Annotated in this window: 22 protein-coding genes and 1 pseudogene; 7 read left to right on the top strand and 16 right to left on the bottom strand. The window is 46.0% G+C overall.

Annotation, left to right across the window (positions count from 1 at the left end; genetic code table 11):
• Nucleotides 1–26: 26 nt before the first annotated feature.
• The gene (gene adhP, locus KSP24_RS18925; RefSeq protein WP_013368958.1) at nt 27–1,043 is read right to left on the bottom strand and encodes an alcohol dehydrogenase AdhP; all 1,017 of its coding nucleotides are present in this window, start codon (nt 1,041–1,043) and stop codon (nt 27–29) included.
• 241 nt (nt 1,044–1,284) lie between these two features.
• On the opposite strand from adhP, the gene KSP24_RS18920 reads away from it, so the two are divergent.
• Complete coding sequence (locus KSP24_RS18920) at nt 1,285–2,121, top strand: carbonic anhydrase (RefSeq protein ID WP_165083245.1); 837 nt, start codon at nt 1,285–1,287, stop codon at nt 2,119–2,121.
• Between the two features lie 119 nt (nt 2,122–2,240).
• Here KSP24_RS18920 and KSP24_RS18915 read toward each other — a convergent pair whose 3' ends face one another.
• Complete coding sequence (locus tag KSP24_RS18915) at nt 2,241–3,527, bottom strand: Gfo/Idh/MocA family protein (protein ID WP_025674341.1); 1,287 nt, start codon at nt 3,525–3,527, stop codon at nt 2,241–2,243.
• A 137-nt stretch (nt 3,528–3,664) separates the two neighbouring features.
• Here KSP24_RS18915 and KSP24_RS18910 point away from each other — a divergent pair, with 137 nt between their 5' ends.
• The gene (locus KSP24_RS18910) at nt 3,665–4,501 is read left to right on the top strand and encodes a helix-turn-helix transcriptional regulator (RefSeq protein ID WP_013368955.1); all 837 of its coding nucleotides are present in this window, start codon (nt 3,665–3,667) and stop codon (nt 4,499–4,501) included.
• A gap of 10 nt (nt 4,502–4,511) precedes the next feature.
• Here KSP24_RS18910 and KSP24_RS18905 read toward each other — a convergent pair whose 3' ends face one another.
• The 10 genes from KSP24_RS18905 to KSP24_RS18860 form a co-directional block, all read right to left on the bottom strand.
• Nucleotides 4,512–5,342: a carbohydrate ABC transporter permease gene (locus tag KSP24_RS18905; protein ID WP_216976234.1), complete on the bottom strand. Its 831-nt coding sequence runs from the start codon at nt 5,340–5,342 to the stop codon at nt 4,512–4,514.
• Nucleotides 5,332–6,204: a carbohydrate ABC transporter permease gene (locus KSP24_RS18900; protein WP_013368953.1), complete on the bottom strand. Its 873-nt coding sequence runs from the start codon at nt 6,202–6,204 to the stop codon at nt 5,332–5,334. Before KSP24_RS18900 ends, KSP24_RS18905 begins: the two co-directional genes overlap by 11 nt.
• Nucleotides 6,205–6,242: 38 nt before the next feature.
• A complete protein-coding gene (locus KSP24_RS18895; protein ID WP_216976232.1) occupies nt 6,243–7,541 on the bottom strand; it encodes an ABC transporter substrate-binding protein in 1,299 nt (432 codons plus the stop codon).
• A 268-nt stretch (nt 7,542–7,809) separates the two neighbouring features.
• Complete coding sequence (locus KSP24_RS18890; RefSeq protein ID WP_216976230.1) at nt 7,810–8,367, bottom strand: GNAT family N-acetyltransferase; 558 nt, start codon at nt 8,365–8,367, stop codon at nt 7,810–7,812.
• Nucleotides 8,368–8,492: 125 nt separating this feature from the next.
• Complete coding sequence (locus tag KSP24_RS18885; protein ID WP_216976228.1) at nt 8,493–9,521, bottom strand: iron chelate uptake ABC transporter family permease subunit; 1,029 nt, start codon at nt 9,519–9,521, stop codon at nt 8,493–8,495.
• A 276-nt stretch (nt 9,522–9,797) separates the two neighbouring features.
• Complete coding sequence (locus KSP24_RS18880; RefSeq protein WP_216976226.1) at nt 9,798–10,247, bottom strand: hypothetical protein; 450 nt, start codon at nt 10,245–10,247, stop codon at nt 9,798–9,800.
• Nucleotides 10,248–10,295: 48 nt separating this feature from the next.
• Nucleotides 10,296–10,439, bottom strand: coding sequence for a hypothetical protein (locus KSP24_RS18875; protein ID WP_013368947.1), 144 nt, complete (start codon nt 10,437–10,439; stop codon nt 10,296–10,298).
• A complete protein-coding gene (locus tag KSP24_RS18870) occupies nt 10,440–10,802 on the bottom strand; it encodes a DUF1304 domain-containing protein (protein ID WP_025674330.1) in 363 nt (120 codons plus the stop codon).
• Between the two features lie 131 nt (nt 10,803–10,933).
• The gene (locus tag KSP24_RS25500; RefSeq protein ID WP_216976224.1) at nt 10,934–12,445 is read right to left on the bottom strand and encodes a methyl-accepting chemotaxis protein; all 1,512 of its coding nucleotides are present in this window, start codon (nt 12,443–12,445) and stop codon (nt 10,934–10,936) included.
• A 258-nt stretch (nt 12,446–12,703) separates the two neighbouring features.
• Nucleotides 12,704–13,957 carry a cation:dicarboxylate symporter family transporter gene (locus tag KSP24_RS18860; protein ID WP_040102351.1) on the bottom strand — a complete coding sequence of 418 codons (1,254 nt, stop codon included), beginning with the start codon at nt 13,955–13,957 and terminating at the stop codon, nt 12,704–12,706.
• Between the two features lie 211 nt (nt 13,958–14,168).
• On the opposite strand from KSP24_RS18860, the gene KSP24_RS18855 reads away from it, so the two are divergent.
• Nucleotides 14,169–15,473, top strand: coding sequence for a sensor histidine kinase (locus KSP24_RS18855; RefSeq protein WP_216976222.1), 1,305 nt, complete (start codon nt 14,169–14,171; stop codon nt 15,471–15,473).
• A gap of 5 nt (nt 15,474–15,478) precedes the next feature.
• Complete coding sequence (locus tag KSP24_RS18850) at nt 15,479–16,408, top strand: response regulator (RefSeq protein WP_013368942.1); 930 nt, start codon at nt 15,479–15,481, stop codon at nt 16,406–16,408.
• Nucleotides 16,409–16,510: 102 nt separating this feature from the next.
• Here KSP24_RS18850 and KSP24_RS18845 read toward each other — a convergent pair whose 3' ends face one another.
• Nucleotides 16,511–16,993 carry a MarR family transcriptional regulator gene (locus KSP24_RS18845; RefSeq protein WP_013368941.1) on the bottom strand — a complete coding sequence of 161 codons (483 nt, stop codon included), beginning with the start codon at nt 16,991–16,993 and terminating at the stop codon, nt 16,511–16,513.
• A 97-nt stretch (nt 16,994–17,090) separates the two neighbouring features.
• Entirely contained in the window at nt 17,091–18,590 is a 1,500-nt protein-coding gene (locus KSP24_RS18840; RefSeq protein ID WP_216976220.1) for a monooxygenase, read from the bottom strand.
• A 309-nt stretch (nt 18,591–18,899) separates the two neighbouring features.
• Between KSP24_RS18840 and KSP24_RS18835 the strand changes: the two genes are divergently transcribed.
• Nucleotides 18,900–19,397: a DinB family protein gene (locus KSP24_RS18835; protein WP_064962715.1), complete on the top strand. Its 498-nt coding sequence runs from the start codon at nt 18,900–18,902 to the stop codon at nt 19,395–19,397.
• A 191-nt stretch (nt 19,398–19,588) separates the two neighbouring features.
• Nucleotides 19,589–20,628, top strand: a pseudogene (locus KSP24_RS18830) (MFS transporter).
• A gap of 25 nt (nt 20,629–20,653) precedes the next feature.
• Here KSP24_RS18830 and KSP24_RS18825 read toward each other — a convergent pair.
• The gene (locus KSP24_RS18825) at nt 20,654–21,475 is read right to left on the bottom strand and encodes an endonuclease/exonuclease/phosphatase family protein (RefSeq protein ID WP_216976218.1); all 822 of its coding nucleotides are present in this window, start codon (nt 21,473–21,475) and stop codon (nt 20,654–20,656) included.
• Nucleotides 21,476–21,480: 5 nt separating this feature from the next.
• Nucleotides 21,481–23,145 carry a PTS transporter subunit IIBC gene (locus tag KSP24_RS18820; RefSeq protein WP_058831154.1) on the bottom strand — a complete coding sequence of 555 codons (1,665 nt, stop codon included), beginning with the start codon at nt 23,143–23,145 and terminating at the stop codon, nt 21,481–21,483.
• Nucleotides 23,146–23,389: 244 nt separating this feature from the next.
• Between KSP24_RS18820 and KSP24_RS18815 the strand changes: the two genes are divergently transcribed.
• A complete protein-coding gene (locus tag KSP24_RS18815; RefSeq protein WP_013368935.1) occupies nt 23,390–24,397 on the top strand; it encodes a LacI family DNA-binding transcriptional regulator in 1,008 nt (335 codons plus the stop codon).
• The last annotated feature ends 112 nt before the right edge of the window (nt 24,398–24,509 follow it).

Genomic DNA, 24,509 nt, shown 5'->3' with positions numbered 1-24,509 from the left:
TCAAGAGTTACGAATTGGACATCATTTTATTTTGTGAAATCAATGACCATACGTCCTTGGATTTTGCCATGCTCCATCTCTTCGAAGATCTCGTTGATGTCTTCAAGCGGACGTTTTTGTACAAGAGGTACAACTTTACCTTCTGCAGCGAACTGGAATGCTTCTTTAAGGTCTTCACGAGTACCGACCAAGGAGCCGATTACTTGAATGCCGTCCAGAACCAGACGCGGAATGTCGAGATCCATCTTATCGGTTGGAAGACCTACAGCTACGACACGCGCGCCAGCCTTTACAACGTCAATGGCTTGGTTGAAAGGTGTTTTGGCAACAGCAGTAACTACGGTTGCATCCAGACCAGCACCGTTGGTTAATTCCTTAGCTCGGGCGACTGGATCTTCTTTCATGCTGTTAACAATATAGTCAGCACCAATTTTTTTGGCCAGTTCGAGTTTTTCATCACTGATGTCAAAGGCTACAACTTTAGCATTGAACACATTTTTTGCGTATTGTACAGCCAGGTTACCCAAACCGCCAATACCAAAGATACCGATCCATTGTCCTGGTCTGATATCACTCACTTTAACAGCTTTATAGGTTGTAACCCCTGCGCAAGTTACACTGCTTGCAGCAGCAGGATCAAGATTATCTGGTACTTTGACCGCATAGTCAGCTGTGACAATACATTGTTCTGCCATTGCACCATCTACCGTGTATCCGGCATTTTTAACTTCACGACACAAAGTTTCTCGTCCGGTTAAACAATATTCGCAGTGACCGCAGCTTTCGAACATCCAGGCAATACTTACGCGATCGCCAACTTTAAGGCTGGTTACTCCTTCACCTAATTCAATGACTTTCCCAATACCTTCATGTCCCAGAACTCTGCCTGTGACATCACCGAAATCTGCATTTTTTACGTGTAAATCTGTGTGGCAAACCCCGCAATATTCAACTTGGACTAACGCTTCCCCATGTTTCAGGGAGCGCAAAGGTTTCTCTTCTACACTAACTTTCTTGTCTTTTGTAACAATCGCTGCTTTCATGTAGATCTCTCCTTTGAGTGGATATGGAATTATTTTGTAATGCACACCCCACTATTATAGTTACTTCCCCCAAAGAGGACAAACAAATATTTCACCACTCCATTATTCTCTCTACACCCGGTAATAATAAGCAACCAGTTCTACCTTTTTCCTAAGTCCTTGTACCCTTGCAGGAACTTTGTACAATAATTTACAATGTAAAAAGTTTCACATAATCTATTTGGAAGAAGGATAAAGAAACATGAAAAAACACTGGAGAGGTTGCTTGTTCAGCATATTTTCCATCATCTTGGCATTGTCGGTAACAGGATGTACACCATCCGCCACTTCTAGTACTACTAGCGCAACATCATCATCATCCGCTAACAACGTACATGCAGTTGTTCAGAAAAGCCCGCACTGGTCCTACGAAGGGGATGAAGGACCCGAGCATTGGGGGGAGCTGGAAAAGGATTTTGTCGCTTGTGGTAATGGTCAGGAACAATCTCCCATCAACATAGAGCATTCCCATCTGGAAGCTTCGCATACGCAGCAACCGCTACAGGTTCATTATTCAACCACTAAAGTATCCATACTGAATAATGGACACACCGTCCAAGTCAATGCAGCTAGTCCCAGCAATGATATTGTCGTGGACGGCACAAAATTCACTCTAAAGCAGTTTCATTTTCATCATCCAAGTGAACACCAAATAGATGGTAAAAATGCTGAAATGGAGCTTCATTTTGTTCATCAAAGCGACACCGGAAGCACAGCCGTCTTAGGCGTTCTTATTCAAAGCGGCAAAGAAAACAAGGCTTTCAATCGCATCTGGTCCAAACTGCCAAAAGGTATCTCTCAAGAAACGAACTTGGAGGGAGAAATAAACCTTGCTACGCTGCTGCCAAAAGACCTACACTCCGTTCGCTACAACGGGTCGCTGACTACCCCGCCATGCACAGAACATGTGAATTGGACGGTATTGGAACAGCCTATTGAAATGTCGGCAGACCAAATTAAACAGTTTGCTGCCATTTTTCCCGATAACCATCGTCCTGTACAACAACTGGGAACCCGTGAGCTGAAGGCCGATAAATAATAAAATATAGTGCCCTACGATGTAAAGTGCATTTATATATAATACAAACAAGAAGCCTCCTCTGTTCATCTGAATAGAGGGGCTTCTTGTTATTAAAGGTGCTTCCTAGCTTACAATCGTTATAATCGCACCAGTTGCTCCACCTTCACCGGCTGGCCTGTACGCATAGAGCGGTTGGCGGCGATGCCTGTTAAAATGGACCACGCGCCATCGATATGAGAGGCCGCACGATGAAACCGATCCTCTGCCGGCTTATCGAAAATATCCCGCAGCATGACTGGATCTCCTCCGCCATGTCCCCCCACGCCTTCCTCTACTTCGACCTCGTAAGGTGCTGCAAAGTGAGGATAAATCGTGATGGTTTTCTCTTTTAACGCCCCCTCATCTGCCTTGCTGCCACCGGAATTAACATAGGATTGCTCGGATACCCGAACTTCCATCCGTCCTTTGGTGCCGTTAAATACGATGATAAAGCCCTCCCAAGGCATATAAGCGTTGAGTGAGTAGTTCATTACCGTTTTATTCTGATACTTCACCATGACACTCAGCGTATCCTCGATACTGATATTGTCGCCAAATACGCTTTGGTCCCGCACGTACCCATCCTCATGCTCCGCATCCAGATACATGTTTTTTAGATGTTCGTTACGATCCAGGTGTAAGGCAAATGGGTCATTTTCCGCCGCCTTGCTGCCGTAAGCGCGTTGATAGAACTCCGTCACGCCACGCTGCTCCGCATTCTCCCGGCCGTAAAATTTCAAGTCGCCCATCGCATATACCGTCTCCGGCTTTGAGCCAAGCCAGAAGTTCATCAGATCAAAATGATGCGTCGATTTATGCACCAGCAGACCGCCGCTATTGCGCTTGTCCCGGTGCCAGCGGCGGAAATAATCTGCGCCATGCTGGGTATTCAGCAGCCATTCAAAATTGACTGACAAGATGTCACCCAGCGTCCCATCCATGATAACCTCACGGATTTTCGTATTATGCGGGGCATAGCGATAGTTAAAGGTGACGCGCAGCTTCCGTCCCGTGCGGTCTATGGCATCCAGAATGTCTTGGCATTTGTCTTCGTCGACCGTCATCGGCTTCTCGGAAATGACATCACAGCCCAACTCCATCGCCCGGATAATATACCGATGATGCACCCGGTCAATGGTGGTGACGATGACGATATCCGGCTTCGTCTCCGCGATCATTCGGTCAAATTCGTGGGCTTTATAGGTTGAAATCGGATGGTGTTCGTATTTCTCCTGCAACAGCCGATTGGCATAATCCATTCTCGTCTGATTGACGTCACAGAACGCGACCAGCTCTGATGTATCTTTAAAAACGGTAACAACCTCACCGTAAAAAAATTCAGCTCTTCCTCCGGTGCCCACAAGCGCATATTTGATTTTAGCCAATTGGTTCACACCCTTTACATGAATTACTTATATTTTATAGTATAAGAAAGAGCAAAATCTTCGCTTTTATTGTGAATTCATCCAAAAAGTATGCATATATTATTCTCATGAATGCTTTCATAAAGGAGAACGCTGCTATGATCGCTACACCCCTTTTTGCCATCGAGCAAGCGCTTCGGATGGTGCCTTTTAGCATGTCTGCCGACCATGTCCATCAAGCGCATGAAATCTATTATCTGCTGGCAGGAGAGCGCTACTATTACATTAATCAACGTGTATACGCGCTACAAAAGGGCGATCTGATCTGGATTAGCAAACATGATTTTCACCGTACGAGTAACAAGGGGAGCGGCAGCCATGAGCGAATTTTAATCAACTTTGATGAAGCGTTTGTAGCCTCGTCCACGTCTGTTACTCCATCCAGCGATCAGAGCCACCTGCTTTTGCCTGAAAAAAGCTTTTTGCTTCGCCCCTCCGCGGAAGAACAACGCGAGCTGGAGCATCTGTTCCAGCAAATGCTGGATGAATACCATCAAGAGCATGCATACCGTCATATGTATCTTCAAAGCCTGTTGCTACAGCTACTGATCCGAATCCGCCGCATACAATCAGCGGCTCCTGACACCATAGCGCCGGAACGCAGCGAGCAGCAGCAACGTGTGTACTCGGTGATTGAGTACCTGCATGCCCACTATGCCGAGAAGCTGTCGTTGGAGCAACTGGCAGGACATTTTTATATTAGCAGCACATATCTGTGCCGTATTTTCAAGCAGACCACAGGCTTTACCCTGGTCGAGTATCTTCAAGATGTACGGGTCCAGCAGGCTCGGGCGTATTTGAAGGAAACGAACTGGAAAGTGACCGCCATTGCTGAAAAAACGGGCTTTGACAGCATTGCTCACTTTGGCCGTGTATTCAAGCATTTCACCGGGCGTACTCCGTTACAGTATCGGAAATCGCACAAAAAGGAGTAGGGAAACGCCCCTACCCCTTGATGCCTGTTAAGGTAATGCCTTCAATAATTTGCTTTTGGGCAATGATGTAGACGATGAGCACTGGAACGACAGAGATGGTGGTGCCTGCCATCATCAGTGACCAATCGGCGGTATATAGTCCTTTGAAATTGTTGAGCAAAAGCGGAACTGTAAATTTCTCCGGTGTATTGAGATAGATCAGTGGATCAAGAAAGCTATTCCAGGCACCCAAAAAGGTGAAAATTCCGATCGCCGCCAATGCTGGACGAACGAGTGGCAGAATGACACTCCAGTAAATGCGAATGTATCCCGCCCCGTCCATGACTGCTGCTTCCTCCAGATCACGTGGAATACCCATGACGAATTGACGGAGCAAAAACACCGCGAATGCATTAAACAAGGCTCCAGGTACGATCAGCGACCAATGCGTATCCAGCCAACCGATACGATCCATCACCAAGTATAACGGAATCATCGTTACCTGCCTAGGCACCATCATCGTAGCGAGGAACAAAATAAACAATATATCCGAACCTGGAAAACGGATTTTAGCAAAAGCATACGCCGCCATAGAAGCGCTAATCAACGTTGCTGTCACGATGATAAACGTAATGTAAAAGCTATTCATGTACGCCTGCACGAAGGGCATGGCCTCCAGCGAAGCCGGATAGTTACTCCATACAAACGGATCAGGAATCCATTGCGGCGGAACGACAAAAATTTGAGAGATATCCTTTAGAGAACTGAGGATGGTCCACAGAAATGGAAAAAACATGATTAAAGAGCCGACAGCGAGCAGCACATGGCGCAGGAACATCCTGCCTCTGCAACTAATCTCCATAGTGCACCCACCTCTTTTGCATTTTAAATTGCAGCAGTGTAAATATGAGAATGATCACGAATAAAATCATCGCCGCTGCCGCACTTTCTCCCATCGTGAAATCTATGAATGCCTGATCGTAAATGTGATATACAAGCGTATAGCTTGCTTTGGCCGGCCCACCGTTTGTCATGACGAACGCCTGATCGAACACCTGAAAAGAGCTAATAACCATCATGATGGTGACAAAAAAGGTCGTTGGTGACAATAGCGGCAATGTAATATACCTTAGCTGCTGGAACTTGCTGGCCCCGTCAATTTCGGCTGCCTCGTAATAGCTTTTGGAGATGCCCTGGAGGCCTGCCAAAAAAATGACCATGTTGTATCCCAGTCCCAGCCATATGCTAAGTAGAGCAATCGATGGGATCACCCAATGCGTATCGGTAAGCCACATTGGGCCTGTAATCCCAATCGCTCGCAGCAAGTGGTTTAAAATGCCGAATTCGCCGTTCAGTATCCACATCCAGATGACCCCAACCGATACCGAGCTGGTTACGACAGGCATGAAAAAAAACAAGCGATAGATTTCCCTGCCCTTTACTTTATTGAGCACGATGGCTACGAGCAGAGCCAACACAATCCCCACCGGGATGACCAGCACCATATAGTACACCGTATTGATAAGTGCCTTCCAAAAATCAGGATCAGATAATTGACCTTTAAAATTGTCCAAGCCGACAAACAAAGGTACCCCGAAACCATCCCAATTGACAAAACTTAAGTAAAACGCATACAGCAAGGGCAGCAGCGAAAAACATAACAGACCAAGAAACTGGGGGCCAATGAACAGATAGCCCCACAGCGCTTGATGCTTTTTCTGCATCTTGTCACCTTCCTCCCTGGTCACGGCCGATCCCGTGTTTACTTGACCGCCTCGGATATGATCTGATTCAACTTTTCAATGGTTGTCGCAGCATCCTGCTTGCCCAGGAACATCAGGTCAATGGTTTCCGTGATATCGGAGTTCAACCCCGGCACCTGTGCATCATACGCCAACGCAGAACCATACGCATGCCCTTTATTTCGTCCCTCAGTCAGATAGCCTGAGTGCTCAATCGTCGCCTTTTTCATGATGCTCTCGTCTGCGGCAGCAAGCGTACCCATGGCATTGCCACCTTCAACCAGCCGCTCCTCCTGCCCTTTCACAGAGACATAGAAGGCTGCCAGTTTCATGGCCTCTTGCACATGCGGACTATTTTTGTTTACAGCTACATATGCAACCGGGATGGCGACAGGCTCATTTTTACCAGTGTTGGAGGGCCAGTAGATATAATCAAAGTCAAGGCTTTTATTTTGGCTAAATAAGGGCTCCAGCCATCTTCCCGCCGCCAGCATGCCGACCTGGTTGGACATGAACATGGCATCTGCCCCCTGCCCCTTCGGAAGCGAACCAAGGTATACCGCATTTCCCTTTTTCACCATATCGTGCATGAAAGCGAAGGCTTCCTTACCCTTTTCATTGTGGTCCAGCACATATTTGCCTTGTTCATCAAAGATCCGGCCACCATTCGACCACACCCATGAATACCAGTGAGCCCACCAGTTTTCCGCAATATAGCCCTGCTTTCCGGCGGCCTTCAGCTTGGATGTAACCTCCTCAAAGGCGTCCCAGTTCCACTTACCCTCATCATAGTATTCCTGCGGTGTCTTCACACCTGCTTCCTTAAATACCTTTTTGTTGTAGTACATGACCATCGGGTTGGAGTCAGGAGTGACTCCATAGATTTCCCCATCACGCTTGGCCGGCCCCCATAATCCTTCCGGAAAATCCTCGGCCTTCACGTCACTTGCGTCACTTTTTAAAAATTCACCCAAAGGCTGCACCTGTTTTGCTCCGATCAAACGCGCCATCGTCGATTCATAGGAATAAAAGACATCTGGTCCGCGACTTCCCTGTAGCTGTGTCAACAGCTTTTGCTCATATTGGTCTCCTGGTACAGGTACCAGCTTAACCTCGATATTCGGATTCTCTTTTTCAAATGCATCCAGTGCCCGCTGATACACCTTCACCTCCGCAGGATTACCCCAAACCTGCATCGTAAGCCGCACTTTTTGCCCAGCTGTGTTCTCTATCTTGGGAGAAGTGCTGCATGCCGCTGCAAGTAAAAACAGAACGCTGAGGAAAAATCCAATCTTTATCCAGCTCATGTAATTATCCACCTTAACCGCCTCCTGTAGCTTCGCATGGTTGTATATCACCCTTTTTTTGAAGCGCTTACAAAACTTTCCCTATCATCATATGTAGAAGGAGAAAGCGCGATATCCCCATTTTCATTTTTATATAATTTTTTTTCTTTTGAGTGGCTCTGACATGACAGCAACCCAGAAGAAAGACATCACGAGGACGTAAAGGTCTGCACAACAAAAAAAGAAGAATGCAGATCACCTGCTTCCTTCTTTTGTATTCCTTCAATTAGGATTCGTTTTTCTATGACTTTATTAGCATCTTTTCAAAAGTGTTATAGCCATTCGTTTCGCCCATATAAGTATAGCCGCATTGTTTGTAAAACCCGCTAAGCTTGTCATTGCCTGCAATACAATCTAGACGGATTCGATCCTTGCCTGCAAAACGGATGCCTTGCTCAATCCACTGCATGAGCTCACGGCCCAGTCCCTTCCCACTATTATCTCGATCTACAACCAAACGATGCAGATATACGGAAGTTCCTTCCTCAGAATCTGTCTCCTCTAATCCCCACAATCTACTATCCCAAGCACTGGGCTGCTGCTGCAAAATTACTGCACCTGCCAAGCGATGATCCTCTGACGTTCGGAAAATAACCACTTCTCCGCGTGCAATAGCGCCTCCCAGATTGTGGTCATCTTCTCCTCTTAGTAATTTGCCCCATTGCGCGGAACCCTTGCTGTGCAGCCATCTAGCCGTCTTTAAAATTAACTCGTGAACCTCAGCCTGATCTTCGGCACTTGCCTGAAAAGCTGTTAATCCTGGTTTGACGGATGATTCGACAATAGTCATTGATGTCATGCTGCACCTCAACCCTCTGATTATTTTATTTATGTATAAAATATAGCATAAAAAAGAGAGTATGATGAGCTGGCAGAGCAGTATGATAACAGTCTAGCTGTCCGGTAAATATTACGTTTGAAAATCTAGTACTTCTCAAGCAGAGAGCTTCTTTTCCATTCGCCCCACACCATAAAGACCAAGAAGGGTATGCCAACGCAGGCCAGCACCGGGGTTAAGGGCAACCCAACCGGCTCATGGATTCTAGCGGAAATGACTTTGGCCAGCATCAACAACCCGCCACCCCAAAGGACGGAGCCTAAAATGAGAAGCCGCGGACGGTTTCCTATCATACAACGCATGAAATAAGGCACAATAAGTCCTATATATCCGATGGCACCACACGCCCACACCGTAGCGGCGGTCAACACCATTGCAAAGGGAATGTACAGTGGTCTAAGCTGCTTGGGGAATGCGGAGACAGATCCTGCAACGAGAAGTGTAACCAAGGCAAGCCAAAACGTGAATGATCCTTCCCTTATTCCCCAGCCTCCCACAGAAATTGCCCACTCTTGCTGATTTTCTCCAAGTAGCACAATAAACCCAGAGATTGAACGAAGGGCTACATCCATAATGAAACCAATCATGAATAAATGAATTCCCGCAGACCGCCCTCGAATGAAACGGATTCTATTTAATTTAAATACAATGAATCCCCCAAATACCGCTCCTGCAATACAAAGGGCCATACTACCAAAAGAGTCTATGTCTAATCCCAATAAAAGGACAACACATAGCCCCACCATTGCCCCAGGCATAAGTCCGGTTAAGGTTGGTGATGCAAATCGATTAACTGTTCGTAATTGTAAAAGAGTTCCTGATACGGCCAGACATCCTCCGAGCAACAACATATCCAAGGCAAATGGCATACGAGTTTGGTATACAACTTCCTTTAATATGGGATCGGGATTGGAAGAACACAAAACTTCCCATAACTCCGCATAGCTGATAGGGAATATGCCTGTGATTAGAGAAAGGGAGAAACTAAAGATCAAGAAAGCCAATCCTGCAACCAGGGTCAAAACAATTCTTTGTGGACGTGGTGAAATTGCGTTCGGTTCAGCGACGATCGTCCCACCTCCATATTCACTCCTATGTATTTCTTGTTCACTCATCAGTTTTAAAATATCCCCTTTCCTCACTTTCCATAAAATATAAATACTACTATACTTTTATCGGTCATATATGGTGAAAAATGTAACCTTTTTAATCATTTCAATCGATGATATCCGTATGAGAAAAGATGGAAAGGTTGTGAATGAGGCGCCAAGCCGTAACCGTATCTTCTCAAGTATGAAAATGATGAAGAAGAATCGCATTAAAAAACGAGCTGGCCTCCCTGGCCAGCCCGTTTCAATTTCTGGTAAAGTGGGTTACTCCCTCCCCACGATTTAATTCGTCTTTGCAGCAGGCACAATTCGGTACAATCCTGCAGTATCGCCAGTCGCGGGACGTGCTTCCTGAATGACCCAGCCTAACGACAGCACCTGCTCCAGCCGATCATACTCAGCCTGCGTCAGTTCGGATGTTACAGCTTCGCTTCCTTCTTCCAGAGACAGCTCAGGCTCACGCCCGAGCGCCACGGCAATCCACGAACGAATGCCACGGATCGTATTATATTTGATCTGATACCCGTCTGTTACCGCGTTGACAAACACCTCCGGCTCTTTGGACGCCAGCCCGGTGGCCAGTTCCGTATAATCAAACTGTCCGTCCGTTGGCAGCTCATTTTGCTGCGCCCGATGGATGAGTTCCTCATGGGACCAGCCTAATGAACGTAAAGATTCCAGCATGAGCGCGTCCCACTGGGAAATACGTACTCTTTTCGTCGATTCAGTCATCATTTTTTACCTCCTATGGGTTATGTACACCGTACCATCGATCTTAACCTAACGGCCAACCGGGTACGCCACATAATGGCCGGGACTAATTTCTTTCAGCTCGCCGGTATCGCTGCTATCCTTGTCCCATGCCCATTTTAGTGAACGAAATGTGATCGAATGAGCAAAAAAGACACCCGTTAAGAGTGTCATTTAGAAGACCAGCAAACTGATCAATGCCAGAATGGCAGGCAGGCCTTGCTTTAATAAAATAGACTTATTGGCCGTTAATGCACCATACACCGCAGCCACTACCACGCAAATGACAAAAAATAATTGGATTTGCCGCCCGATCACAGGATCGGGATAGACCAAGCCCCACACCAATCCAGCAGCCAGAAATCCGTTATACAGCCCCTGATTGGCTGCCAGGGATTTGGTCACCCCTGCCAGTTCCTTTGAGGTACCGAACGTACGAATCGCGCGTGGAGTCGTCCACAGAAACATTTCCAACACTAAAATGTACACGTGCTCCAGCGCTACAATTCCAACCAATATTGAACTAAGTAGGCTCAAATCGTTTCCTCTTTTCCACATGAAGTTACTATGAGGTCATTTTTAGATCGATCGTCAAAAAGTATAGTTCATCTACCAAAAACAGTAAAGAGACCGAGCCTATGGCTCGGCCTAGTTATTAGCACGAGATCTTACATCGTTCTCGCAAAATCCAACAAAGCTTTGGACATACTGTTGATCTCGTCCGTAGATGCATTCACTTGCTGCGTTAGCGCGGCTTGTGTTTGTGTCAGCGTAGACATGTTCCCGATGTTGTGCAGAATTCGCTCAATGAGTGTTTTCATTTCGTCCAGGCTGGTCTCGATATTCCCGGTCGCATCAGCACTATGGATGGCAAGTTTTCTCACTTCATCTGCAACGACTGCAAAACCACGTCCCTGCTCGCCTGCTCGCGATGCCTCGATTGCAGCATTCAGACCCAGCAGATTCGTTTGATTTGCAATCTCTTTAATGAAGTTCGAAATATTTTGCGTCTCTTCTGCACTGACTTTGGCTTGGTTCGCTGCCTCTGTCGATTGCTCTTGAGCCGTAGCCAATTCCTGTGCCTGGTTACTAACCGAGTTAACACCGTTCACCATTTCTGTAATGGAATCAGAGAGATGCTGGATTTTGAGCGTAAGCTCATCCGCCACAGCCTGCTTTTCCTTTTCTACTGTGATATCACGGATTGTTCCGGCAATGCGAATAGGTACTCCTCTGCTATCGCGTATGCTTCTTCCACTGTTTTGATACCAGCGATATTCTCCATTTTTACTTTGTAAGCGACATACCATGTCATATGGCGTACGATCTGAATAGTCATTTAAATGATCGACTACAGCCTTAACTGCATGTTCGGCATCGTCAGGATGTATACGCGAACTCCAGCTGCTTAATACACTCGGAAAGTCCTTCTCGTCTGTAAAGCCCAAGGTGTTGCGGAATTGCTGGGACCACCAAAATACATTATCCGGGTGCTCAATGTCTCCATCCACCAGAATGACGTCATAGGGTGCCTCCACCAAAACACGATTGATGAGATCAAATCTTGTAACTAGCGCCTGAAGCTCCTCCGATTTAATCTTCTGATCGTGCACATCCAGCAGAGCGCCCGCAATCCGAAGCGGCACTCCCTTCTCGTCGCGGATCGTCGTTCCGGTAGCCCGGAACCAGCGGTATTCTCCATGCTTCAGCTTCAAACGATACTGTACGTCATATGGCGTCTTTCCCGTAAAATCCAGCAAATGATCAGACAATTCTGCCAAAGACCTGTCATAATCTTCGGGGTGCAGTCGAGATGACCAGCTGTCCAATACATTGGGGAATTCCTTTTCGCTCTGGTATCCCAGCATAGAACGGAACTCTTCCGACCATGTGAACGTATTATTGGGATTGACAGGATCACCCGCAATGACCTCCATGTCCCATAATCCAATCTCTATCGCCTTGGTAACAAGCTTCAAACGGATATCAACATGCTGAGCATCATTTTTCATGGACTCTATCGCTTGGTTAACATTGTTTGCGATTTCTTGAACCTCAGGAGATGCTGAGGAGACTTGTATTGCAGCAGCATAATCCTTTTGCTGTATTCTCTGTGAAAGTTTGCGGCTTTCTTCTACTAAAGGAGCAAGTGATTGAGACTCATTTTTCTTGAGAAACATGCATGATCTTCCCTTCTAAGCCAATATATAAAACGGTATAATTTAATATCGGTATTTTATTAAGAATCATTATAAATAATTCTATAATCACATAGGTACTAAGGCTTATTTTTCATGCCCATATACCTATATATCCATACAAAAAACATCGAAAAATGTCGAAAAAGGAAGTGTGTTAACAAGTCTGGAAACAAAAAGAACACCTCTGCATTACTTCGCAAAGGTGCTCTTTTTATCCACTATACGGTTCAATGTATCTTATTTAATTGAGGCAACGTATTCCTCGCCTTTTTCTTTATCATATTGGCCTTCCCATTTGGACATGACTACAGCCGCAAGTGAGTTCCCTAAAACATTGACTACCGTACGCGCCATATCCAGAATACGATCAATACCAGCGATAAAGGCCAGACCTTCCAGCGGGAGATTCACTGCTCCCAGCGTAGCGAGCAACACGACAAAGGAAGCACCCGGCACACCAGCAATCCCTTTGGAGGAAATAATCAGTACGAGTACAAGCGTGATTTGGGTCGTGATCGGCATATCAATGCCATACATTTGGGCAATAAAAATGGCAGCTAGTGCCTGATACAGAGTGGAGCCATCCAGATTAAAAGAATATCCGATCGGAATGACAAAGGACGTGATTCCCTTCGGACATCCGAATTTCTCCATCTTCTCCATGATCTTAGGCAGGACACTTTCCGAGCTGGCCGTCGAATACGCAAGCAACAGCTCACTTTTCAAAATTTTAACCATGGTCCAGAGACGGGTACCGCAAAGCTTGGCGATAATTCCAAAAACAATCACAATGAACAGTAACATGGAGCCGTACACTGACAGGACAAGCTTCAATAACGGCCATAACGAAGCTAATCCAAACTTGGCCACTGTCGTTCCAATCAGTGCAAATACGCCAAACGGAGCCAAGCGCATAACCTGATTGGTTACCCAGAACATGGCGTCGGCTACACCTTCAAAGAAGTTCAGCACAGGCTTGCCCTTGTTACCAATCGCAGCTACTCCTAGTCCAAACAACACGGAGAAGAATATAATAGCCAGCATATCTCCTTCGCCCAGAGCTTGAATAACATTGGTAGGTACAATATGCACAATTGTATCTATAAAGTTATGGCCAGACTTTTCTGCAGTCTCCACATAGGAATGGATATCGCTTTTGGCCAGGTGGGACATGTCCACGCCCTCACCGGGTCGAACCAGATTGGCAACAAGCAGACCAAACAGGATTGCAATGGTTGTTACAATTTCAAAGTACAGAATCGACTTCCCGCCGAGTTTCCCCAGTTTCTTCATATCTCCGACGCCGGCTACACCGATAATGAGCGTTGAGATCACAATAGGTACGACAATCATCTTAATTAAGCGGATGAAAATATCACCGATCGGCTTTAAGTAGACTTCCACCCCTGAATTGCCGTAAAATAAGGCACCAACAATAATACCTAAAGCCAGACCGATAAAGATTTGCATTGTTAAATTAATCTTTTTCACTTCATGTCCCCCCTGGCTGGTTTGTATATTTTTGCAGTATGCAGCTCTTAATATTCAAATGATGTTATTTATACTACAATCCGAACTATAAAAACCGACAGTTATCTACATATGTATTTCTTTTTTTCTATAAATTCACAAACATTAATGTTGAGCCTGTGAATTTATCTTACATTGCCTTTCTGAAACAAATATCCGGAGGTGAATTGGGATGAAGCTAAATACCCTTCTTTTCCTGCTGATGCTTATCTTTGTACCACTGGCAGGTGAGTTGAATATTCACCCGTTCGATAATACATTTCGTCTCAGCTTCGGTACGCCTGTGTTTTTTTTCTTTCTGTTATCCATACGTCAAATTCCGCCTGCACTATCGGGTGTGCTTGTCGGGATCGCAGTAGTCGCTTTTCGCATTTTACTCAATCATTATCTCCATCCCGGGTCTTCCTTTGAAGCGTTGGTGACCTTGCATGGACCTACCTTTTTTTATTACATGGTTTATGGCCTGCTCTTTCAGGTCCTTAACATTAATGCCGAGCCTTACCGCGCACTGCGCGTAGGCCTCCTCTCGGTGGGGATTGAGGTTGCCGCAAGTGTGGCGGAACTTAGTGTCCGGCGAAGCATTGACGGCGATTTCTGGGACATCATGAAGATCAGCAAAGTGGCTTTTATGGCCATGATCCGCAGCTTCTTCGTGCTTGGGTTCTATAATATGATTCGATTAAATCAATCTGTTCAGCATGAAGAGGCACAAAGACAGCAGACAGAGCGAATTTTACTTCTGGTGTCGGACCTGTACGAGGAGTCAGTCCAGTTAGGCAAAACTCTATCGCACGCAGAGCAAATTACCCGTGAAAGCTATGAGCTCTACCGTGAACTGCAGCAGGATGAATCTCTGAAAGATAGAGAGCATTACGCCAGACAGGCGCTACGTATTTCCGGACAGGTCCATGAGATTAAAAAAGACAGCCAGCGGATCTTTGCCGGTTTGTCCAAGCTCATTGATTCGGAAAGCGACGTGCATTACATGACTTCACAGGAACTTGGCGAGCTGATCGTCCGAACGAACAGCAAATACGCCCAATCGCTAGGCAAGTCTATCCGTTTCACACTGAATTTCGATCCTTTGTTGCCCAAACTGCATGTTTATACAGTTCTCACGCTGATTAACAACCTGACATCCAATTCAGTGGAAGCGATGAAGGACAGTGGAAGGATTGACGTTTCCATTCATTTTCTACCGGGACAAGAGGATATAATATCCTTTAGTGTCACCGATAACGGTCCAGGTATTCCTCAGCGTAAACGGGAAATGATCTTCACACCGGGATACACGACCAAGTATGATGAGGGAGGACAACCTTCGACCGGCATGGGTTTATTTTATGTGCGTGAAGTCGCGGAGAGCCTTGATGGAACGCTTGAACTACTACAAAATGAAGATGAGCACACAGATAGATCACAGACCACTTTTAGAGTCATATTGCCTTTACGGAAACTGACGGAGAAAGGAAGATAGCCCGGATGCGTTTTTATATAGTAGATGACGATCAGGGGATTCGTTCTATGCTGGCAGACATTATTGAAGACGAGGGTTTAGGGGAGGTCGTTGGGGAAGCGGAGGACGGTTCCTACGTGAATAGCAGCCTGCTGGAGTTGAACCGAATTGATGTGTTACTGATTGACCTGCTGATGCCGCTTCGTGACGGCATTCAGACCGTGCGTGCACTTGGTGATCAATTTAGCGGAAAAATCATTATGATTTCTCGGATTGAATCCAAAAACATGATCGGTGAGGCGTACTCGCTAGGTATTGAATATTATATTGCCAAGCCCTTGAATCGACTGGAAATTATCGCAGTTATCCAAAAGGTGACCGAACGCCTGCGCATGCAACAATCCATTACAGATATCCAGCGCACACTGCAAGGACTGTCGATGTTCACATCGAATAGCCCATCAGCGACACTGGAACCGACCCGAAACATTGTCAGTTCGGGGCAGTTTCTGCTCTCCGAGATGGGAATGATCGGCGAAGCCGGAAGTGTGGATTTACTGGATATGCTGGAATATCTGGAGCAATATGAGGAAGAAACCGGCAATCTATCGCCCTATCTGTTTCCCTCGCTAAAGGATATATTTGCGAATATAGCGTCCAAACGATTAGGAGACTCGGCCTCAGCAATAGAGCTGAGCAAGGAAATCAAGGCATCGGAGCAGCGTGTCCGCCGCGCCATTTTCCAGACATTAAGCCATATAGTATCGCTCGGATTGACCGACTATACCCATCCTAAGTTTGAAAATTATGCATCCAAATTTTTTGATTTTACAGAAATCCGCAAAAAAATGCTGGAGCTGCAAAACAATGTGGAGCCTTCACTGTCCCAAGCCCGCATTAATACGAAAAAGTTCGTCCAGGTGCTCTATATGGAAGCAAAACGACTATTGCATTAAAAGAAAAGCACCTGCATCTCCCCATGTGGCTATCACACAGAGATGAAACAGGTGCACATTGTCGATGATTTAAATGTCTCTTGTATTAAGATTCTTGTTCTGCTACTCCATAGCTTCCAAGAAACCTACGCCATCGGACAGCAGACGCTTCAAGACATGTAGTTCTTCCGAGCTATAACGATCTAAAAATTGAAATAACTGATGCTGTACCTTAGCATGCAGCCGCTCATGTACAAGAAAGAGCTTTTTTCCCAACGGGGTTAGCCGAAAATAAATTTCTTTCTTGTTGTCATTCAGCTGGGTTCTGCGAATCCAGCCTTCCTTGAGCAGCTTGGTGCTAACTTTCGAAATGGTACCTTTGCTCAGCTCCATTCGTTCCGCTAATGTCGTAACATTGATCGGCTCATGCCTCCCAATACAATCCATAACGTGCACATCCGTCATATTGAGCGAAGTCATTCCGTCAAAGTGCTCACGGATTTCTTCGAGAAAGGTCATGCTCTCTCTCTGCTGATGCTGCTCCAGCTGGTGATTCATCTTAATAAGCAAATCATAGACATGCTGAACCGATGTCGCCTTCTCCATACGAACAAGTAGTCACTCCTTTGGCATACTCCTCCTTTCATTATAGCCCACATTTGTTTCACAGGAAACAATATGGTCATGATCATACCTTTTTCCTTTATATTAACGTGACAATGCCAGCCTTAATAACACTCGCTATATCCGTTTGTTCCACCGAAGTGGCCCAGGCGATATACCCATCGGGACGGATGAAAACCGTATGCACACCTCTCCATCCAACGGGCAATTCTTCGGCTATGGCCTCCACATATGAAATATGTGAAAGGGAGATATGGCGAAACTCATTCGATACCTTAGGATCCTGTGCAAGATGGAGAAGTACAAAGCGGCCTTCATGAAGAAGATCGTAAGCATACGATGTCACTCCGTCAGGCAACTTTAATTCAAAATCAGCAAACCGTTTTCCGTTCAGCGGATGCTGCGGTATATTGCCAGCCACTGGATAACATACATCCAGTGCACTAATCTGCTCTGCCATAGACCGATTAATTTCCGGATGGCGGAACCATTCCTCGTGTAATTGGCGGTGTGCCAATACAGCAGGCGTAAAATCCAATAAGCGAGTCTGAACCTCGGTATTCCGTAAAAACTGCGTATTAACCGGATAACGTTCGTCATGATAACTATTCAGCAGCGTGTCTGGAGCCCAGCCACGAATCACTCCTGCCAGCTTCCATCCCAGATTCGCCGCCTCTTGCAGGCCAACATTCATTCCCTGTCCACCTGCCGGGAAGTGAATATGCGCAGCATCACCTGCTAGCAGGATTCTCCCTTTTCGATATGTCTGCGCTTGCCGCGTTGCATTCCCGAATCGGGATAACCAGCGAGGATTGGTTACGCCAAGATCTGTACCAAGCAGATCGCGCAGTTCTGTCCGCACTTCTTCCAGCGTCACAGGTACGTCTTTGGGGACATTTATCAGTCGAGGTGTAGTCAAAATAACCCGATAAATATCTGGAGACACAGGGGCAATCATCACCCCACCTCGTTCACTATATTCGGAATGTACGCCATTTTCAGGCGGATTGGCTAACTCTACATCCGCTAATACAGCGGTCAGAGTCGTATCCGTGCCCGGAAAAGCAATCCCGGCTTGTTTGCGCACGATACTCCCGGCCCCATCCGCTCCTACGACATAGGCAGCAGTCATCACCGATACATTGGCTTGTGCTCCAGATGCACATACACTAACCACCTCTACGCCCTGCTCTTGCTCTCGCACAGATACCACTTCCATACCACGGTGAACGACAACTCCCAGCTTGAGCGCATGCTCCTCGATCACTTGCTCTGTAATCACCTGTGGAATAAACAACGTATAATTGGAGGAACTATCAAGCACAGAAAAGTCCAAGCGGGTATTCAGCATTGAAAAGTGACCTGTACGTATAGGTCTGCCGCGCTTCATAAACCGCTCCTTTAATCCACGCATATCAAACATCTCAAGCGTCCGTGGATGTAGCGTAAGCGCACGCGACTGGCGAATAGGCTCCTCTAAACGTTCAATTACACATACGCTTACCCTCGCCAATGCCAACTCAGCAGCTAACCACATCCCAACAGGTCCGCCGCCTACTACAATCACTTCGTAATCCATGTTCACACCCCTTATTTAAAAACTTTATTCCCACCACCTAATTGTTTCTAGAGAAACAATATAAATATACGGAATGCTCCCCTTAACAATTCCGTATATATTAAAAAACACATACAAATGTCTTTTATTGTTTCTCTTGAAACAATATTATTGTAATTTAATTGATAACAATTATCAACTGCTTTATTAAAATGATTTCTGCCCTTTACTTTAGACCACGCATTTATTTCCATTTTGAAAAATATAATTGTATAATTGCTAAATAAGACTAAGCAAGAAACAAGCTCTCCATAGAAGGGATGATTATACATGTCGGATGCCAACCAATTATTCGCTCAAGCACTGGTTAAATCACTGGTCGGTGAACGTGGGCATATTCGCGTGGCTCGGGCTTTGCCAGACATTGACGTTGAGCTGGCAGGAAAAAAAAACGCGGAAATGCCCTACAGCATTTATCAACTGCTGAAGCATATGATTTACTGGCAGCAATTTATGCTGGAGCATTTGGAAGGACGGAAGCCCCAGCTTCCAGGCAATGTCATGGAAAGCTGGCCCGAAGAAACTGGACCGCAAAGCGAAGAGGCATGGCAGGCTGTCATTAATGAATTTTTACAGGGCGTAGATCGGGCTGTGCAAATTGCCGAGACCGCGCAACTGGATGAATTACTGGCTCATTTCCCAGGGGAAACAAAAGCGGGATTGCTGCGGAATATCGCTTCCCACAATTCCTATCATTTGGGTGAAATCGTACTGCTGCGCCGGATTTATGGAGCTTGGCCACCCCCAGGAGGCGGCTTCCCTGCTTAAAGGCCACACCACTCCCTTGCCATACGTGTCACACCTCCAAAATTGCACTGGGATTTAGGCACAGCGTGGAGTACGCCTGCGTATCCTATGAAGGAACCCACTAGCTCGAATGGAAGCCGTTCATTCATAATAAAGAGTCATCGAAAAAAAACGGTCCCCATGATGCAAGCTCAAAGAGAGGTTTCGAGGATATGGTAAGAAACTTATATTTAAATCGTAATATTGCCTGTATGATCGTGATCAGCCTTATTGCTAACATGAGTGGAAGTATGATCCTTCCACTCTTTGCTATTTATGTAGAGCAATTCGGGATATCTACACTTGGCATGAGCATTTTATTTTCTTTGTTTTATGTGGGAAGATTTCTTGGCGGAGGCATGGCAGGGCGAATCTATGAAAAGATAGGCGCAAAACGCTTGGGGTTAGGCTTACTCATCGCTGAAATCGCTTGTATGCTCCTGTTTCCGATTGCAACAAGCTTCATCATTCTATCCATACTGAGACTTCTTCAAGGCTTGGTGGCTATAGGGCTAACCGTCTTTGTAAGAGTCACGGTCAATCACATGAGCACCGCAGAGAATCGAGGCACGCTAAATGGATATATTAGCAGCAGTGAAGGTGCCGGTATGATTTTAGGCCCTCTTATAAGTGGAGTCATTGTTTCCTATTTTTCTTTATCCGTACCGTTTTACTTCGTTGCTATTTTTGCATGTATATCCTTCATTGCCGTTTCAAGAATGACTTTCGCTAATTCTCCCTTAAAGCCACAGCAACAGCATCCCCCCCTTCAAAAACCGCAAAGAAGAATCATATTAACAAAACAGTTGCTGCTTTATTCCACCGTTCATTTCCTTGAAATGAGTGCATTTGCTATATTTTTAACATACTTCTCTGTGTATGCAACCTACAAGCTCCATTGGAGTCCAGCAGAAATCAGCTTAGCTTTTACAATCATCGGCATATCTACCTTTGAGCCAGCTATCTGGATTCCTTTTACTCGCAGCTAGGGGATGTTATTCCTGAAGAAAATAGAAGCTCATTTATCGGCAACGTCGCATCTTTGTCCGAATTGGGGGCCATTGTGTCTCCAATCATTGCAGGCGCGCTCATGGACCGTTTTAGCCTCAATACTCCCTTTTATTACAATATGATTTTGGTATTGATTGCGATTGTTATTCAATATACCATTCGATTAAAATCGAAATCCGTAAGAAAAAGGCCAATTGCATAAGCAAATGGCCTCCTTTGTGTGTTCATCACAGTTCCAACTCGACTGCAACGCCGAAATGATCGGATACAACCGGTCCTGTTTTCCCATTCAGTACAACTGCTGAGGATTGAACCTGTGCTGCCTTACTGGAGAAAATATAGTCAATACGAAGCGGCTCCGCATTACTTTCCCAGCCAGCAATAGCTTTGATAACTGTGTGTCCTGCATCACGTACTGCAGCGTTCGAATAGGTGTCTGACCAACCGGATTGCATTACATAGTCGTATCCCTCTCCGCGCACTTCAGCCGCGTTGTTGAAATCCCCCATCACAAATACAGGAGCCGGAGCTAAAGGATCGAGCACTTCGGTTGTACGATCCCATAGTCCGCGGAAGGATTCCTCATCATTCCACCAGTTATAATGCCCACTGACAAACCAGGCCTGTACTCCGTCCACCACAGTCTGAATGCCTACAATTTTACGCGAGCGGTAGTTGTCATAATCCTGCATTGAGGAAATATATTCGTTCACCGTCGCTGTAATCGGTGTTTTGGACAGAATCGCCAAACCCTCGTCATATTTGGCAAAACCAATATGCGCGGGAGCCCACGTCCAGTGATAAGTATCGGACAATAGACCGTTCAGCACATAAGCATAGTTATCGCATTTAATGACAACTTCAGGATCTGCACTATAGTACGCGCCCAAATCGTCCGGTGTCAACGGAGTCTCTTCTAGGGACTGGTTGACTTCCTGCAAAGCAATGACATCAAACTGCTGTTCATCAATAAAAGCAGCTAATTGCTTCAGCTTATCGTGTTGGTTTTCTTCCATCCAAGCATGTGCATTTAAGGTTAACAATTTCAAGCTAATCACCTATTGAGTATGTCTTGTATATCTGATTTAAGCACATCGGCCTTTGGTCCGTAAACCGCCTGTACTCCATTATCTACTTTAATTAAGCCCAAGGCGCCTAACGCTTTCCACGTCTTTTCATCCCCAACGGCTTCTGTATCCTTCACCGTCACACGCAGTCGGGTCATGCAAGCATCCACCTCGACAATGTTCTGCTCACCCCCAAGTGTCTTGATGATATCCGCAGCCAATTGATTATTAGTTGAAACCGCTGCCAAACCATCGGCTTTTGTACTCTCTGCCTCGGAAGTCGCTTGAGGCTCTTCATCTGTATAATTCCCCAGTCTTCCTGGCGTAGCCATTTTGAATTTGCCGATCATAAAATAAGCGATAAAGTAGGTTGCTACCGCAAACACTACACAAGTCAGCACAAAGTTAATGATATCCTGCACCAACCCTGCATTTATAGACAATGGCAAGCGAGTCAGCAGCTCAATCATACCAAACGAATGTAAACGCAAATGTATAATATCAGCCATTCCGAAAGCAATACCGGTAAGAATAGCATAAACCACATACAATACAGGCGCCACGAACATAAACATGAATTCCAGCGGCTCCGTCACCCCTGTTAAAAAAACGGCTGCTGCTGCAGAGAAAATCATCGACTTGTACTTGCCGCGTTTATCTTTGTCTACACGGCGATACATTGCTACTGCCAGCCCCATAAGGATGCCCGCTCCGCCGATCATTTGTCCTACCTTGAAACGGGCAGGCGTCACGCCTCCCAGCAAGCTGTTGTAGGCTGCCGGATCGGTACCACGAAGCGCACTGAGATCACTAGCCCAAGCCAGCCACAGCGGGTCTTGCCCAGCAACAACGCTTCCTGCTCCAGAACCCGTGAGTACCGTGTAAACGCCACCAAGTTGAGTATAGTTAATAGGAACGGTCAGCATATGATGAAGACCAAAAGGAATCAACAGTCTTTCCAGTGTACCATAGACAAATGGCGCTATAAAAGGAGCCGATTCTCCCGAAGTCGCCAACCAAACGCCAAATTGGTTAATCCCGCCTTGGACAAATGGCCAGACAGCAGACATGATCAAACTCACGATCACAGACCAGAGAATCACGACAAACGGAACAAAGCGCTTACCGTTAAAAAAAGCTAGAGCATCGGGGAGCTTGCGATAATTATAGTATTTATTAAACACCACGGCCCCGACAAAGCCGGAGATGATACCGACAAACACACCCATATTGAGTGCAGGAGCCCCCAAAATAGAGGTGAAATAACCACTGACCGGAATCGATGCACCGAAAAGAGTATGAGTGGTTGCTCCCTCCTGGGTTAGCATCTTCGAGGATACGCCCAAAATCGTTCCTGTTGATATATTGATGAGAACAAAAGCAATTAAGGCCGCAAAAGCTCCGCCCGCCCGTTCCTTAGCCCAGGAACCACCAATCGCCACGGCAAACAGGATGTGTAAGTTGTTGATAATACCCCAACCCAGATTCTCCATGACCCCGCCGACAGTCACCCAGAAATGAATATCGCCAGCCAACATCGCCACTACTTTACCAAGTGAAATCATAATCCCGGCTGCTGGCATGACAGCAACAACCACAAGAAGTGCCTTCCCAAGCTTTTGCCAAAAATCAAATGATAGAAGTTTTTTCATGCTCGTTCAGTCTCCATCCCTTATAGTATGTATAGCATGGGTAGTGCTCAATAAGAAAATTATGCAATCGGTTGCACGATTATTATAATGATATCGCTTTCTATTGGCAATACCCTAGTTATAAATATCTTGGTTAATGCTGATAGAAATACTCGAAAAAGCCGCTAATTTGTTGAAATTGGAGCAATATCGTATGATAGAACATAATATTTTCTGCTTGAGATAGCAAAAGGAGACGAAGACGATGGCAGTAACCATCAAAGATGTCGCAAAACGTGCTAAAGTTGCTACTTCCACCGTATCCCGTGTCATTCAAGACAGCCCCAAAATCAGCGAAGCCACCAAGGCACGCGTTCGCAAAGAAATGAAGGCGCTTGGCTATGAACCCAACTATTCCGCTCAAAGCCTGGCTAACCGTGTCACACAGTCAATAGGCATTATTATGCCTGAATCGGACGTGGCGATCTTTCAGAATCCTTTCTTTCCGGAAAGCCTACGCGGGATCAGCGAATGGGTAAACGAGCACAACTATACACTGTCGATTGTCACAGGCAAAACGAGTGATGAATTGCTATCCCGCGTAAAGCTAATGACCCGGACCGGACGCGTTGACGGCTACATTGTCCTGTACTCCAAGCAAAAGGATAGCATCGTGGAGTATCTTCATAAAGAGAAAATTCCCTATACCGTCATCGGCAAGCCTCAGCAGTTTGTCAGTGAAACTACCCATGTAGACAACGATAACTACCAGGCTGCCAAGGATGTGGTCACTTATTTGACGGGGCTGAACCATGAGCGCATTGCTTATGTTGGCGGTGATCAGGAACACATCGTAAATCTTGAAAGACTCCGAGGCTACCAAGACGCACTACGAGAAGCCGGCTTGCCTCTACCGAAGGAATACGTGGTCAGGGAGCCCTTTAATCTGGAGGACATGCGCACGTTATTGCAGGCTACCCCGCCGCCTACTGCGATGATCGTTAGCGACGACCTTGTAGCCATGGCCGTACAGAAAATGCTTGCTCAGTTAGGCGTATCCATGCCAGAGCAGCTATCCATGGTAAGCTTTAATAACTTGATGCTGGCTGAGCTGATGAATCCCCCACTTACTTCCGTGGATATTGATATCTTCAGCCTTGGTTATCAGGCTGCCAAAAGTCTGATCGAAAAAATTGAAGACCCGAAAGAATTGACCAAGCACATCATTGTTCCCCACCGAATTGTAGAGCGCAAATCAAGCCAGACACTATGAATCTCTAAGAAATGAACAAGAACTGATTTTATGGATATTCATAAAATCAGTTTTTTTGCGTTGACAGGGCAAACGGTTGCACTATATACTGAACTCGCTCATATATTGGTTC

The organism is Paenibacillus sp. AK121 (assembly GCF_019042715.1).
Lineage (GTDB): Bacteria > Bacillota > Bacilli > Paenibacillales > Paenibacillaceae > Paenibacillus > Paenibacillus polymyxa_C.
Note: the sequence above shows the minus strand (reverse complement) of the source record. Positions and strands in the feature narration are given on the sequence as shown.